General features: G+C 46.0%; 19 protein-coding genes and 1 pseudogene. 15 read left to right on the top strand and 5 right to left on the bottom strand.

Going from position 1 to position 14654, the window contains the following annotated elements:
• Positions 1–266: 266 nt before the first annotated feature.
• Positions 267–478, bottom strand: a pseudogene (locus tag RE628_RS09150) (DDE transposase); the annotation flags it as partial.
• A 205-nt stretch (positions 479–683) separates the two neighbouring features.
• Here RE628_RS09150 and RE628_RS09145 point away from each other — a divergent pair.
• The 6 genes from RE628_RS09145 to RE628_RS09120 all read left to right on the top strand — a co-directional run bounded on the left by RE628_RS09145 (position 684) and on the right by RE628_RS09120 (position 3641).
• The gene (locus RE628_RS09145; RefSeq protein WP_309158436.1) at positions 684–833 is read left to right on the top strand and encodes an RAxF-45 family protein; all 150 of its coding nucleotides are present in this window, start codon (positions 684–686) and stop codon (positions 831–833) included.
• Positions 834–957: 124 nt separating this feature from the next.
• On the top strand, positions 958–1887 hold the full coding sequence (locus tag RE628_RS09140; RefSeq protein ID WP_309158435.1) for an ABC-F family ATP-binding cassette domain-containing protein: 930 nt from the start codon (positions 958–960) through the stop codon (positions 1885–1887).
• Entirely contained in the window at positions 1809–2771 is a 963-nt protein-coding gene (locus tag RE628_RS09135) for an ATP-binding cassette domain-containing protein (protein WP_309158434.1), read from the top strand. The genes RE628_RS09140 and RE628_RS09135 overlap by 79 nt, the downstream gene beginning before the upstream one ends.
• On the top strand, positions 2654–2932 hold the full coding sequence (locus tag RE628_RS09130; RefSeq protein WP_309159419.1) for an ABC transporter C-terminal domain-containing protein: 279 nt from the start codon (positions 2654–2656) through the stop codon (positions 2930–2932). The genes RE628_RS09135 and RE628_RS09130 overlap by 118 nt, the downstream gene beginning before the upstream one ends.
• A 36-nt stretch (positions 2933–2968) precedes the next feature.
• On the top strand, positions 2969–3223 hold the full coding sequence (locus tag RE628_RS09125; RefSeq protein WP_309158433.1) for a DNA glycosylase family protein: 255 nt from the start codon (positions 2969–2971) through the stop codon (positions 3221–3223).
• A complete protein-coding gene (locus RE628_RS09120; RefSeq protein ID WP_309159418.1) occupies positions 3177–3641 on the top strand; it encodes a DNA-3-methyladenine glycosylase family protein in 465 nt (154 codons plus the stop codon). The genes RE628_RS09125 and RE628_RS09120 overlap by 47 nt, the downstream gene beginning before the upstream one ends.
• A 132-nt stretch (positions 3642–3773) precedes the next feature.
• Here the strand turns inward: RE628_RS09120 and RE628_RS09115 are convergent, their stop codons facing one another.
• Complete coding sequence (locus RE628_RS09115) at positions 3774–4358, bottom strand: cysteine hydrolase family protein (RefSeq protein ID WP_309158432.1); 585 nt, start codon at positions 4356–4358, stop codon at positions 3774–3776.
• Between the two features lie 172 nt (positions 4359–4530).
• On the opposite strand from RE628_RS09115, the gene RE628_RS09110 reads away from it, so the two are divergent.
• The gene (locus RE628_RS09110; RefSeq protein WP_309158431.1) at positions 4531–5289 is read left to right on the top strand and encodes a polysaccharide deacetylase family protein; all 759 of its coding nucleotides are present in this window, start codon (positions 4531–4533) and stop codon (positions 5287–5289) included.
• Positions 5290–5500: 211 nt separating this feature from the next.
• Positions 5501–6043, top strand: a complete 543-nt coding sequence (locus RE628_RS09105; protein WP_309158430.1) for a DoxX family protein — start codon at positions 5501–5503, stop codon at positions 6041–6043.
• Between the two features lie 70 nt (positions 6044–6113).
• Here the strand turns inward: RE628_RS09105 and RE628_RS09100 are convergent, their stop codons facing one another.
• Positions 6114–6815, bottom strand: a complete 702-nt coding sequence (locus RE628_RS09100; protein ID WP_309158429.1) for a PIG-L deacetylase family protein — start codon at positions 6813–6815, stop codon at positions 6114–6116.
• Positions 6816–6949: 134 nt separating this feature from the next.
• On the opposite strand from RE628_RS09100, the gene RE628_RS09095 reads away from it, so the two are divergent.
• Complete coding sequence (locus tag RE628_RS09095) at positions 6950–7837, top strand: oxygen-dependent tRNA uridine(34) hydroxylase TrhO (protein WP_309158428.1); 888 nt, start codon at positions 6950–6952, stop codon at positions 7835–7837.
• A gap of 33 nt (positions 7838–7870) precedes the next feature.
• Positions 7871–8503: a helix-turn-helix transcriptional regulator gene (locus RE628_RS09090; RefSeq protein WP_309158427.1), complete on the top strand. Its 633-nt coding sequence runs from the start codon at positions 7871–7873 to the stop codon at positions 8501–8503.
• Positions 8504–8596: 93 nt separating this feature from the next.
• On the opposite strand, the gene RE628_RS09085 is transcribed toward RE628_RS09090, so the two are convergent.
• Positions 8597–8845: a YuzB family protein gene (locus RE628_RS09085; protein WP_309159417.1), complete on the bottom strand. Its 249-nt coding sequence runs from the start codon at positions 8843–8845 to the stop codon at positions 8597–8599.
• A 237-nt stretch (positions 8846–9082) separates the two neighbouring features.
• Between RE628_RS09085 and RE628_RS09080 the strand changes: the two genes are divergently transcribed.
• Together RE628_RS09080 and RE628_RS09075 are read left to right on the top strand one after the other, a co-directional pair.
• Positions 9083–9700, top strand: coding sequence for a superoxide dismutase (locus RE628_RS09080; RefSeq protein WP_309158426.1), 618 nt, complete (start codon positions 9083–9085; stop codon positions 9698–9700).
• Positions 9701–9959: 259 nt separating this feature from the next.
• Positions 9960–11450 (top strand): peptide MFS transporter, encoded by a 1491-nt coding sequence (locus RE628_RS09075; protein WP_309158425.1) that lies wholly within the window; start codon positions 9960–9962, stop codon positions 11448–11450.
• A 135-nt stretch (positions 11451–11585) separates the two neighbouring features.
• Here RE628_RS09075 and RE628_RS09070 read toward each other — a convergent pair whose 3' ends face one another.
• Entirely contained in the window at positions 11586–12548 is a 963-nt protein-coding gene (locus RE628_RS09070) for a LacI family DNA-binding transcriptional regulator (protein WP_309158424.1), read from the bottom strand.
• Between the two features lie 108 nt (positions 12549–12656).
• Between RE628_RS09070 and RE628_RS29575 the strand changes: the two genes are divergently transcribed.
• The 3 genes from RE628_RS29575 to manA are packed head-to-tail and all read left to right on the top strand — an operon-like array spanning position 12657 to position 14574.
• Positions 12657–12881 carry an ROK family protein gene (locus RE628_RS29575; protein WP_375143062.1) on the top strand — a complete coding sequence of 75 codons (225 nt, stop codon included), beginning with the start codon at positions 12657–12659 and terminating at the stop codon, positions 12879–12881.
• Positions 12882–12916: 35 nt separating this feature from the next.
• Complete coding sequence (locus tag RE628_RS29570; RefSeq protein ID WP_375143061.1) at positions 12917–13573, top strand: ROK family protein; 657 nt, start codon at positions 12917–12919, stop codon at positions 13571–13573.
• A 56-nt stretch (positions 13574–13629) separates the two neighbouring features.
• Complete coding sequence (gene manA, locus RE628_RS09060; RefSeq protein WP_309158423.1) at positions 13630–14574, top strand: mannose-6-phosphate isomerase, class I; 945 nt, start codon at positions 13630–13632, stop codon at positions 14572–14574.
• Positions 14575–14654: the final 80 nt, after the last annotated feature.

Here is a 14654-nt window from a genome sequence, read left to right as displayed (position 1 = left end):
GACGAAAGGACACACGCACGTTTACTTTCAAGACACAAATTCACATCTGAAACATCCCGAGGGAGAATGGAACGAGTACTTGGTCACACTATGCATTTCCTGTTACAAAAGAAAGCTTCGTAAAGCACAGGGCTAAACGTAAATCGCGCAGCATCAAGCCACTTTAGATGTAGAGCCAGATGCGTCGAAAGGCGCACGTCCGGTTCGGAGAAGGGCGTGACCGTCAAACTATCCTTTCATGGATGGGTCGGGTTGCGCCTATTCTACAGATGAAGCTTGTACCCAAACCAAGTAAGCTTATTTCCGAAGGAGTCAAATTTCTCTCCCAGTTTGCATCCCCCGTCTGCTGGCTTCTGCGTTTCGGTTGCTTCTTTTCGTAACCATAAATGGCTGCACTGTCGATCGCAACGTGACTGCCGTCGATAATACCGTCTTATAGACATTGCTTCACTAAGTCTTTGAAAAGCAACTTCGTTATATATGACAGAAACCCCATGCTCATAATTTGTAAAGATCGTGTCACTTTGTACATCACCGATAATTTTTTCAGCATCCGATCGCGACATCCCATAACACACCTTAGATTTACTAGTGCATTATTTATGTTGAATATGCTGAATACTTGATTTTTCCATCCCCCATCATATACTTACAATAATTATGTTTATGAAGGAGGTGGGAGAGTGGATCGCAAATTTGCGTGGAATCAATTGAGCCTGCTGCCAATGGCAGTTTTTGGCATTACTCATGAGACATTTCGCAACGGGATACGTCTGTCCATTTTTAGAAACTCGATATCCATTACAAATTGCGAAATGCCGCTCCTCCCTTAACCTCACGGACTGAAATACGTGTGTGTTTTAAAGAAGGCTGCAGGTTTTTCCTGCAGCCTTCTTTTGTCTTTAGTTAGACGTCTTCGACGGGCAGCAGCGGCATAGGTCGAAGGAGAACTTAATCATGATGATTCAAAGCCAACATATTCAAAAATATTATGGTGCCGAATTGGTACTGAGCGATGTAACATTTGAGATCAAAGAAGGCGAGAAAGTCGGCTTGATCGGCCGCAACGGAAGCGGTAAAACGACGCTGATGAAGATGATCTCCGGCAGTGATATGCCGGATCAAGGAACGCTATCCATTCGCAAAAATGCTCGAATTGGTACTTTGGCACAAATCCCGGATTACGGGAATGGCGAGACGGTCTACCATGTACTTCAATCGGCTTTTCAAAACCTGTTAGATATAAAAGAAGAAATGCAGCAGCTAGAAGCCGAAATGTCTTCCACCGATACAGCTGCGAATCCCTCAACGCTGGAGGCGCTATTAAGGCAATATGGTCATATGCAGGAAGAATTTGAAAGCAGCGGCGGTTATGAGATTGAAGCTTCTATTGATCGTGTTGCCAGTGGCCTTGGCATTCCGGTGGAGCAATATCACCGCCCCTTCTCTACCTTATCAGGAGGTGAGAAGACAAAGGTTGGCCTAGCCGTAATCCTGCTACAGAATCCGGATATTCTGCTGCTCGATGAGCCTACCAACCATCTGGATATGGAAGCAATCGAATGGCTAGAAATATACCTTGGCGCATATAGCGGCACAGCTATCATTACTTCGCATGACCGCTATTTTCTCGATGCGGTGGTCGCCAAAATCATCGAGATTGAAGATGGCGAAGCTTTCACCTATCATTGCAACTATAGCAAGTATAAAGAAGAGAAAGAAGCAAGACTACTTCAGCAGTTCGCCGAGTATCAGGAGCAGCAGAAGAAAATCCAGAAGATGAAAGAATCGATTAAGCAGCTAATTGAGTGGGGAACCGGTCCAACCCGCCAAATCCTGGCTTCCATCGTCGGGCTGCCTCGATGCAGAAGGCGTTGGACCGGATGATCAAGCTGAAAAAGCCAATACTGGAACGCAAGCGCATTGATCTGCAACTGCAGCAATCCGATCGTTCCGGCAAGGATGCACTCGTATTAACCAGGGTTGGTAAATCCATCGGTGATCGGCGGTTGTACAACGAAATAACGCATACGCTGCATTATGGAGAGACAGCAGCACTCATCGGCGGAAATGGTTCAGGCAAGAGTACTTTGCTTAAGTGTATTCTCGGCATGGCTTCAGCTGATACTGGAGAGATCCGCCTCGGTTCAAGAACGGAGACAGGTTATTTAGCTCAGGAGTCCGCTCCGTCAGATCTGAATCTGACCGTGCTTGAGTATTTCCGCTCCGAAATCGGGATGGAGACTGGTGAAGCTAGGAATCAGCTGGCTCGCTTCCTCTTCTATGGAGCCGATGTATTCAAGAAAGTTTGTAATCTCTCCGGTGGCGAGTGGACACGGTTGCGATTGACCATTTTGATGTATCGTAAGCCTAATCTACTGCTGCTCGATGAACCGACAAACTATCTGGATATCGATTCTAGGGAAGCATTAGAGGATGCTCTGGACGAATTCCCTGGCACTGTTCTGGCCGTATCTCATGACCGATATTTTATTAATAAGATCGCTAGACAAGTATGGGCGCTTGATAACGGACAGATGACGGTGACGTATGGTAAGTTTGAGGACTATCGAATCGAGCTGGAAAAAGAAAATCTGTGGCCATTGACTTTCCTCCTAAAATGGAAAATGATGAAGCGAAGGTCATCAGCTCAATTCCGAGTTCAGCACCAAAACCACAGCAATCGAAGCGTCCGACCAAACCATCGCAAGCTGCATCAACACCTAATCCGGCCACCATCCAGAAGCTGGAGCGAGATATCGCTGAATTAGAGCAGACACTCAAATCGATCCATGCGGCGATGTTGGAGCCGGAAGCAACTTATGATGCAGGTCGATTATCTGAGTTGCAGACTCAACAGAATCAAGTTCAGGTACAGCTTGACAGTTTGATTGAGAAATATATTCAGATGCTTGAAGACAATGACCAATAGATCGGAGCAATAAAACATTGAGAGGGTGTTCTAAGAATGAACTCTATCGCATTTCATCTACATGCTGATGACCCGCGAGTCAAATCGCTATCAGTAGCTGATTCCCGCATGGGAACATTAATAACCCTAATTGGTGAGTTAAAAACAAACACCCAGGAACCGCATTTTGCCTCAATAGCCCGATCGATCATTAGCCAGCAAATTTCCGTCAAAGCAGCCACAACGATCCGAGGCCGGGTGATCGATTTGGCCGGGAACTATCCCGGCCGCCCTCTCAGCACAGAGCGATGAGGATCTTCGCGCCGCCGGACTATCTACCGCCAAGGTCGCATATATCCGAGATCTATGTAATAAGACTCTATCTGGAGAAGTCAATCTGGAGCGACTTCAGGATCTAAGTGATGAAGATGCCGTGACCCAGTTAGTCTCGATCAAAGGGATAGGCAAATGGACGGCAGAAATGTTCCTAATCTTCGGCCTGGGCCGTGAGAATATTATCTCCACCGGAGATGCCGGACTGCAACGTGCCGCTAGATGGCTGCACAACATGGAGGATCGGTCAGACCGCAAATACTTGCAGCAGGTCTCACATATATGGGAGCCTTATGGCTCTATCGCCTCGATCTATTTGTGGGAAGCGATCAATACAGGGCATGTAGATTCGGGTCAGACGCTGGAAGAACGAGTCAGCCAAGCATCTCAGCTGTAGTTGTGTCCTCAAGCCCCAAGTACATTTTGATATATAGGCACACCCTATCATTTCTACAAGAGCTTTTGATAAGGTGTGCTTTTTATTTATCTTATATATTAGTGTCTTCCCAAACTGCACGTTCCACTTCAACTACCGCATCAGCCACACTGCATACATGGACCCGATATTTCTCATCTCCTCCATTCCCTGCTCATAAACCTGTGACATGGCGTCGGCAATCATGACTGTCCGGAAATCTCGTTCACTAGCTTCATAAATCGAGGTTCTCGGGCAATTGGGGAAATTGCAGCCTATAAAAAGAATTGTATCGATTCCCCGTTCCCTGAGAAATTGCTCAAGCGAAGTGTTATAAAAAGCTCCCCAACGTGGTTTGTACATGATCCATTCCTGGTCACCAACCAACTGAAACTCTCCGTTAAGCAGCCTCTTTGAATCCATGCCATTATAATTATGCGAGCGAATCAGAGGTACGAGTTCTGCTCCCTCTGTATCCGGAGCAACGATTTGATGCCCCTTCTCGATCGCCTCCCTCCGGCATAGATCAACATTGGACCTGTCCTCTGGATACAGCCGTACGACATGAATAATCGGCATTGCTTGCGCCCGGTATACGGTAAGAAGCTGCTCCATCCTCGGCAATACTTCGAAAGTTCCTGGAACCTCTGCTACAGCTAGAGGTAGAGAGAAATCATTTTGCGTATCAATCGTAACCAAAACTGATCGACTCCAATTTGGAGAGGTATAACTCATCATTCATCCTCCTTTAGCGAACTTCGCTCAGATCAGGGATATTTTTTCATGAAATCATCCACAATAATTGAATGCCACACTTGGCCCTATATGACAAGATCCTGTGAAAAAATGTAGAGGGAGGAACTTTACGATCATGCTTAAGCCCAAACTGCTCTTGCTGCTCATCTTATCCGCGGCATTAGTCCATCTTCCCGGATCAGCGGAAGCCCACTCTGTTCCCAAAGACAGAGCTTATTATGAGTCGCGAGGTGACATTGTATGGGAGGTCCCTACCCAAGACAAATTCATTGCTCTGACTTTCGACGACGGCCCGGACGCGAAGCTGACACCCAAAATTCTCGAGTTGTTAGAGAAATATGATGCGAAGGCGACCTTCTTCGTTGTTGGCGAACGCATCAAACGTTATCCAGAACTGATCAAGAAAGAGCTGGCCGCTGGACATGAAATCGGCAATCACTCATTCCGACACCCAGCCTTTGAGACTTTGTCATATAATACCATTAAAAGTGAAATGGACCAGACCCAAGAAATTATTTATCAGACTACCGGACATAAAGCTGTGTTGTTCCGCCCTCCCGGTGGCGTCTATAACGAGAATATCATTAAATTAGCTAAGCAGAACAATATGCAATTAATTCTATGGTCCTGGCATCAGGATACGAAAGATTGGGCTTCTCCCGGCGTGAACAAAATTGTACGCAAAGTGCTGGATAATGCCCGCAATGGGGATATTGTGCTCATGCATGATTTTGTTTACCACGGCTCACAGACCCCTGAAGCGCTAAAAGTGATTTTACCTGAGTTGAAAAAGAGAGGCTTCTCCTTCGTTACTGTCTCTGAGCTGCTCACTCACAAGGCTTCTCCCAAACAGCATATTCAAGTGAATCATTAAGTTATTGACTGAACCATAGCAGGCCCGATGATGGATGATGAACCTCCAAGCATCGGGCTTTTTAATCTCCTTCATTTTATTTCAAATTTTAATTACCATAATTTAATTATTTGTGATTTAAATCACAAGTATTGTGAAAAATATCACTTATAATAAAATCATCAAAGATGATCATCCAAACATTAACAAATCCAATTGAGGAGTGATTAATATGTTTAACAATTTCCTAAGAACGAACAAAGTGGCAATGTGGTTATTAACCGTGATCCGTGTTTACCTCGGCTACCAATGGATTACGGCCGGTTGGCATAAACTCACAGGCGGCTTCGACGCAGCTGGCTTCCTGAATGGGGCGATCGCGAACAGTACAGGTGATCACCCCGCCGTTCAAGCTTGGTGGGCGACCTTCCTGCAGCATGTGGCTCTTCCAGGAGTTAACGCCTTCAACATTATCGTTCCTTTAGGCGAATTCTTAGTCGGACTTGGACTTATTCTCGGTACATTCACTACCTTCGCAGCCCTAATGGGGCTCGTGATGAACGCAGCCTTCCTCTTCTCGGGAACCGTGAGCACTAACGCACAGATGCTCCTGCTTGAAGTACTGGTCGTCGTTGCAGCCGCAAATGCAGGCAAAATCGGACTCGACTACTACCTGCTCCCTTACCTCCGCGGCTTGTTCCACAAGAAGAACCATGACAAGACGATCAATGACACAACAAACAATAAGATGAAAGTGAAACATTTAGCCCATTAATTGAAGCTCTTGCATCATACAGCACGAAGGCCAGCCTCCTGAATTCGGAGGCTGGCCTTCTTCATCCCACTTATACTAAATCATCAAAGATCGATTTTTCTTGTTTGTTCGGATTATATACTCCGCGTTCCCAGACGAGCAGGAAACATTCTTCGTCAAAAGACTCTGGACCTACTTGCTGCAGATCTCCGAATACTCGTTCAATCGACCAGATTTGCGATTCATGCGCAGCGAGCGCATCCCGCTTGACTTGCCAGTTCTCACCTGCGCTGATGCTCAACAAACTTGCTGCGCTGTCCACATCTATTTTCGAGCGCAGACAATTATAATACAACTTCTGCACAGAAGGAGCCTGGCCTCCGAATACAACTTTATTAACCGCTTGATGTATAGCGATATGATCCGCATGCCCGGAGATACCATCCTCAGGGAAAGTAATGACCACCTCGATTTGATGACTACGCAGAAAGTCCGCTACATAGGCAGCTAGAACATCCTGATCCACTTCCTTCAGTTTTCCATCCCCCATATCTAGGTGAACAATCTCAGTAATACCAAGAATATCAGCGGCCTGCTGCAACTCGATTCTACGCTTCTCCGCTAGCTCCTCCTGTGTCATCGCTCCAAGACGTCCCGTCTTGCCTGCATTACCGGGAGTAGCTGTAAGCAGTACAGGATTCCCTCCCTCATCGGCAATTTGTCGGATCAGAAAGGAACAACCAAAAGTTTCATCATCCGGATGTGCGTATACGAAACCAACGTTTCTTTTCATCCTCATTTCTCCTCCACATCGATCGTTCTCTTAACATACTTACTATACTTTAATATTGACTAAGTCGGCAAAATTCTCTACAATGCAGAAGAATCTTAAAATTATTATAACTTAAACAGGGGATGTACTTTTATATGTGTCAAACAACAAACTATCGCATCTTACTATATTATAAATTTACACCGATCGCTTCGCCTGAAACTTTTACAGCAGAGCATCTGCAATATTGCAAAGAGCTTGGCTTGAAAGGCCGCATTCTGATCGCGAGCGAGGGTATCAACGGTACTGTATCTGGCACCGTCGAACAGACCGAGAAATATATGAATGATTTTCGTGCGATCCCTGGATTTGAGGACACTGTCTTCAAGATCGATGAATCCGATCATCACGCCTTCAAGAAAATGTTCGTCCGTCATAAAAATGAACTGGTTACCTTCCGTTACGAGCATGAGCTTGATCCTAACAAGCTTAGCGGCAAGCGCCTGTCTCCTGCCGAATTCTACGAGAAGCTGCAGAGCGATGATGTCTTGGTCATCGATGGACGCAACGATTACGAATATGACATCGGACACTTCCGTGGCGCGATCCGTCCCGAGGTCGGTTCCTTCCGTGAGTTCCCTGAGTGGATTCGCGATAATCTAAGCGACTATAAGGACAAGACCATTCTTACCTATTGTACTGGTGGAATACGCTGCGAGAAGTTAACTGGCTTCCTGCTGAATGAAGGCTTCAAGGACGTCTCCCAACTGGAAGGCGGCATCGTCACATATGGCAAGGACCCCGAGGTTCAAGGCCGGCTATGGGATGGCAAATGCTATGTATTTGACGAACGGATCTCCGTTCCGATCAACCGGACTGATGAGGACATTGTCATCGGCAAATGCTACCACTGCGGAACCACCCAAGATCGTTATATCAATTGCCCGGTATGTAATTTACAACATATTTGTTGTGAGGATTGTGAAGAGATACATCACGGTTTCTGTTCTGATGCCTGCAAAGACGCCGTGGAAGTTCTATAACAAGGCGACTACGCACCCAAGGGAGGGCCTGTTATGAGTCAGGAACAACATTTATCCACCCGAGAGCGGATTCTGCATATGATGAAAACAGCAGGTCCCCTCAGCGCCAAAGAAATTACCAATGAGCTGCAAATTACGGAAATGGCCGTTCGTAGACATCTTAGCTCTATGGAACGCGACGGATTAATTGAATCGAAAATGATCCGTCAGACGATGGGCCGCCCTACCGCGGTCTATGGCTTAACGGATACGGCGGAAGGCATGTTTCCCAAGAGCTACCATACTCTGACACTCGATCTACTAAATGCCTTGGCTGAAGAGACTGGTGATGAGATGGTAAATCAGCTATTTGAACGCCGCAAGGAGAAGCTGACCGGCAGATATGAGTCCGAAATGCAAGGGAAGGATTTCAACGATAAGGTTCGACGTTTAGCCGAAATTCAAAATGAGAACGGATATATGACGGAGTGCACGGTTCTCGAAGACGGCAGTTTCGAATTAAAAGAGCATAATTGTCCAATCTCGCAAATCGCCGATCAGTACAATCATGCCTGTGAATGCGAACTGAAGCTGTTCGAGACTCTGCTCGATACGAAGGTTGAAAGAACGGAATGCCTCGTGCAACAGGGCAAACGCTGTGTCTACGTCATCCATAAACAGCAATAACGATAAGTTGTTATTCAAAAACAGACTTCGGAAGCAGATGCTTCCGAAGTCTGTTTTTCATATATGCAAAGTTCATCCTCGTCATACATAAGCTTATATTTCATAGAACTCTTTAAGTTCCGCTTCTATCGCCTGTTTGATTAGCAGGAGGCATTCCTCCAATGTCTTGGCGAATATCTTGTTCCCGTTGACCATTGCATAGGGTCTCGCCCGGCACATCCCGCAGAAATTCAGACAATCCGTCCGCATAACGGCGATTTCCGGATACTCTTCCTCCAACTGCTCCAGATCAAGCATACTAATCAGATTATTGGTGCATACCTCTACGACAACGATGCCCATCCCCACTTTTTTTCACCCCTGCTTATAAGATAATCTCGTTCGAAGCATAATACATGGATGAGCGACCCCAAATGCCCATTCGACAAATCATTATGATGAACGAATCACTCTTTGTCAATGGAAGACCATGAATTAATATACTTACCATACATATATGTTGACTAAGTGTCTGAGGAGCTATATAATAATAACTGTCGGAAATGACGCTACATAATAACTAGAGAGGATGATTTACCCATGGCACATCAATTACCTGCACTTCCTTATGCGAACAATGCACTCGAACCTCATATCGATGAACAAACAATGATGATTCACCATGATCGTCACCACAATACGTATGTAACTAACCTGAACGCTGCTCTGGAATCTGCTCCTGAGCTTCAATCCAAATCCGTTGAAGAATTGATCTCTGATTTGGACAGCGTACCTGAGAGCATCCGCACTGCAGTTCGTAATAACGGCGGCGGCCATGCTAACCATTCCCTGTTCTGGGAAGTAATCGGTCCGAACGGCGGCGGCCAACCTTCTGGTAAGATCGCTGACGCAATCAACAACGAATTGGGTGGCTTTGACAAATTCAAGGAAGACTTCTCCAAAGCAGCTACGACTCGTTTCGGTAGCGGCTGGGCTTTCCTTGCAGTAGATGCTAACGGCAAATTGTCCGTATACAGCTTGCCTAACCAAGATTCACCTATCATGGAAGGCAAAACTCCAATTCTCGGACTTGATGTATGGGAGCATGCTTACTATTTGAAATATCAGAACAAACGTCCTGATTACATCGCTGCTTTCTTCAACGTAGTCAACTGGGCAGAAGTTGAGAAACGCTACGAAGCTGCGCTGAACAAATAATTAATTTTTCTTTCTTAACTCAATAGTTACCAATGGGGTGTCCAAAAGTCATGAAAATGACTAAGGGCACCCTTTCTTCTTCCTTCTCCCCCATCTCGATGTATACTCTCCCACGATCACGGGTATCCTTGGAACACATTACCGGGTGAAAACAACATAATTCATATTATTGTCGATTAGTTACTCCCAAAAAAAGTTTATAATATACAGTACAACTTCAATCGCTTTTAAGCAATTGACATCATAGAGGAGAGTTGTTATGTCGAATATGGATAAGGAGAAGATTGTGCAGAGTGTCCCTCAAAAAGGATTTTTCGGACATCCTAAAGGCCTCTTCACCCTTTTCTTCACTGAATTTTGGGAGCGTTTCTCGTATTATGGTATGAAAGCCATCCTTGTGTATTTTATGTACTATGAAGTCACTAAGGGAGGACTCGGGCTTCCCCAGGACATTGCACTTGCGATTGTGTCCATCTACGGATCACTTGTCTATATGTCCGGGATTATCGGAGGCTGGCTTGCCGACAAGGTTCTTGGCACCTCCAAATCCGTATTCTATGGCGGAGTACTCATCATGCTGGGTCATATCTTTCTGGCTATACCGGGAAATATAGCACTATTCTTTATTTCCATGGTCTTAATCGTATTAGGCACAGGTTTATTAAAGCCTAATGTATCAAGTCAGGTCGGGGAAATTTATAGCGAGAAGGATAACCGCCGCGATGCAGGCTTTAGTATTTTCTATATGGGGATCAACCTCGGGAGCTTCCTGGCTCCACTCATTATAGGTACAGTTGGGATGTACAATTTCCATCTTGGCTTCGGTCTTGCGGGTGCCGGTATGTTCATCGGTTTGATCGTCTATGTGACAACACACAAGAAGAACCTGGGTCTTGTTGGTAAGAGCATTGTTAACCCTATGTTACCTGAAGAAAAAAAGAAAGTATTCACCAGAATAGGTATAGGCATCGTGGTTGTTGGAATATTGATTGCCGTAGCAATCCCTCTTGGCATTCTAACATTTAATACCTTTATCAAACTGATCGGGATCTTAGGTATTCTCATTCCCACCCTTTACTTTGTATTTATGTATCGCAGTCCGAAGACTACATCCGTTGAGCGTTCGCGGCTCATTGCCTATATTCCATTGTTTATTGCTTCGATTATGTTCTGGGCGATTCAGGAACAAGGGTCGACGATTCTCGCGAATTATGCGGACAAGCGTACTCAGCTGGATTTTGCAGGCATCCATATCTCACCTGCTTGGTTCCAATCCCTGAATCCGCTCTTTATCATTACATTGGCTCCGGTATTCGCTTGGATCTGGGTGAAACTCGGCCATCGACAACCTACGATTCCACAAAAGTTCTCTCTTGGATTGCTGTTCGCCGGTTTGTCATTTTTGGTCATCTTACTGCCAGCTTACTTTGGTGGAGTCGATTCTTTGGTAAACCCGTTATGGCTCGTGCTTAGCTACTTCGTCGTCGTCATCGGCGAATTGTGCTTGTCGCCAGTTGGACTGTCCGCAACAACGAAGCTAGCACCTGCAGCCTTCTCGGCTCAAACGATGAGCTTATGGTTCCTCTCCAATGCAGCTGCACAAGCGATCAACGCTCAGATCGTCAAATTCTATACACCTGAGACTGAAATGCTGTATTTTGGTATCATTGGCGGTACAGCGCTTGTACTGAGTCTCTTATTGTTCATGCTGACCCCTAAGATTCAAAGCTATATGAAAGGTATAAAATAGCAGGACGCTCAACAATTAGATCTATGCATAAAAAAAAACCGTCAGGAAGAGTACTGTCCTGGCGGTTTTTGCTATTTCAATTCAAATCTCTAATGGATTCCCGAATAACAAGTGTCGACGGTACGAAGACTCGCATCATCTCCCGATTCTGTCCAGAGATGGATAAGAGGAGTTCAGCCGCCGCTTGGCACATCTTCTCTTCTCCACGTGAACTGTCGTCACCTGCAGATCCGGCATAGCCCCGTATTGCAGATCATCATATCCAACGATAGAGACCTGCTCAGGGACAGAGATTCCCTGTTCCTTCATAAGCCCCGCTAGTATATATGCGATCCGGTCATTACCACAGAAGAAGCTGCTAGGCAGCTTGTCCAGTCCTTCTAGCCATTCTGCGATTTCGCACTTTGTCTCATCATACCCCTTCGACTCTGTCAGACAATATCGGCTATCCACTGATAGCCCATGATCTCGCATTGCTTTCCAATATCCGAACCACCGTTCCTCATGACTGGTTGTTAGATTCGTCGGACCAATGAAGCCGATCTCACGATGGCCTGCGGTAATCAGCACAGAGGTTGCCTCATACGCGCCCTCAATATTAGCTGACGTCACTGCCGGACAAGGCAAATCCCGGTAATAGGAATCGAGCATGACTAATGGAACCTGCATTTCCCATACCAGACGTGCATATTCCTTATCCACGACTCCAAATAAAATTATGCCTCGATACGAAATCTCCGATACGAGCCGTGGCAGCTTCAGTCCGGACTCCATCTCACGGTCGATCGGTGCCACAATCGCATTATAGCCTCTGCCGCGAATGCTCTTCTCCAATCCCCAGATCATATCATGAAAGAACTGAAAATGATCGTTATCCTGGTAGCTCATAATCCGTTCGGGAACAAGCACTAAGATGTTGTTGCCCGTTTCTTCAGCTGCATACTGTCCGTATCCAAGTTCTTTAGCCGCTTGTAGCACTTTATAGCGCGTCGCTTCGCTGATTCCCTTCTTATTCATCAAGGCCAGCGATACCGCATTTTTGGATATATTAAGCTTGTCCGCAATATCCTGCATAGATATTTTCTTTTTTCTGGCCAATTGTTTTCATTCCTTTCGAAACATGATACACTAAACCTAAATATACTTTACAAAATTATAATTTGTCAAGTTTGTCAAGTTATCAATTCATCAAATGGAGGAATAGCTTTGAATTACGCAATAGGTATTGACATCGGTGGAACTAAGACGGCTCTTGGACTCATAGATCCGTCAGGCCAGGTTCTAGCAAAGACTTCTCTTCCTACCGATCACACGGTATCTCCTCATGTCATGGTTGACAGAATGGCAGCGGCCATCAAGCAGATGTTGGCGGAGCATCAAGTGGACGAGTCGAATATTCTTGGAATTGGCATAGGCGCCCGGGCCCTTTAAATACGCAAAAAGGTGAAATTACCGCTCCACCTAATTTGAAGGGCTGGTGGAACTTTCCGATCGTTGAATCTTTACAGCGTCATTTTGATTACAAGATGGCTTTTGAGAACGATGCGACCGCTGCAGCTCTGGCGGAGAAATGGCTCGGTGCGGCTAAGGATGCCGAACATTTCGTCTTCATCACGATCAGCACAGGGATCGGTGCAGGGATCTTCAGTCACGGTAAGCTGATCACCGGGGCTACTGGAAACGCTGGTGATGTCGGCCACTTCGTCATCGATCCGTCGGCAGGAACATGTGTATGCGGTCAACAAGGCTGCTGGGAATATGTCGCCTCCGGTACAGCTATTGCCAGACAAGCCTCTGAACTGCTGGAACGTGAAGTAACGTCCAAAGAGGTGTTTGCTCTCGCTGCTGATGGGCATCAAGAGATGAAGGCGCTAGTCGATAAAGTATTCCGTTATATCGGAGTCGGCTGTGTCACCCTGATCAATACACTTGATCCTGAGAAACTCGTTATCGGCGGAGGTGTCTCCCAAATCGGCGAGCCGCTCTTTGAAACCGTCAGAGAATATGTGTCCAAGTACGCGCTGAACCCATCAGGACGTAGTACTCCAATCGTCCCTGCCGCCTTGTTGCAGGATGCCGGATTGATCGGAGCCGCAGCACTGATTCATGTCGATTATAAATAAAATGATCGCTTAGCAAAACTAATCCCAACTACAGATAAAAAGGAGAACATACTACGATGAATAAACCTATTTTTCTACAATCGGTATTTCAGGAACGCATTTGGGGAGGACAAAAGCTGAAGCAATTGTTCGGCTATGAGATCCCTTATGAACGCACAGGCGAATGCTGGGCAGTCTCTGCCCACCCTAATGGCCAAAGTATCGTTAAGAGCGGACCATATCAAGGAATGAAGCTGGGAGAATTGTGGAGCTCTCATCCAGAGCTGTTCAACTCCTCTTCCTCCGTCTTCCCACTGCTCACGAAACTGTTGGATGCATCCGATGATTTGTCCGTTCAGGTTCACCCTGACGATGCCTATGCAGGCGTTCACGAGAATGGAGAGCTAGGCAAGACAGAATGCTGGTATATCGTCGCTGCCGAGCCAGGTGCCTGCATTATTTATGGCCATGAAGCGCAGACGAAACAGGAATTGGAATCGATGATTGCAGCAGGGAACTGGGATACTCTCTTAACCAAGGTTCCAGTAAAAGCCGGTGACTTCTTCTATGTACCTAGCGGTACGATTCACGCACTAGGTAAAGGTATCGTCGTACTGGAGACGCAACAAAGCTCGGATACGACCTATCGTGTCTATGACTATGACCGTAAGGATAAGGACGGCAATACACGCGAACTTCATCTAGAGAAGGCGATCGACGTAACTACCATCCCACAAGCTTATCAAGCCGTGTCTTATGATACGAAGGAAATGGATAATGCCGTTATTACGACTTTCGTCTCCAATTCATTCTTCACGGTTGAGAAATGGAATATTGACGGCAAAGCCAGCTTCCCAGAAGCTAAGCACTATACGATCTGCAGTGTACTTGACGGCAATGGCGAGCTGTCGATCAATGGGCAAAGTTATCCACTGGCCAAAGGAGATCATTTCATTCTTCCTGTCTCCTCTGGTGACTTCCAATTGAATGGCAAGCTAGAACTGATTATCTCTCATGAGTAATTAGATTGATACCTCATCTTCTATCCAAGTAATCAAACAACAAACGGCCAAGCTATCCGTAAGTCCCGGATATGCTTGGC

The sequence above is a fragment of the Paenibacillus sp. D2_2 genome, from assembly GCF_031199965.1.
GTDB lineage: Bacteria > Bacillota > Bacilli > Paenibacillales > Paenibacillaceae > Fontibacillus.
The sequence above is the reverse complement of the archived record's forward strand: the minus strand, read 5'-3'. Positions and strand labels throughout refer to the sequence as shown.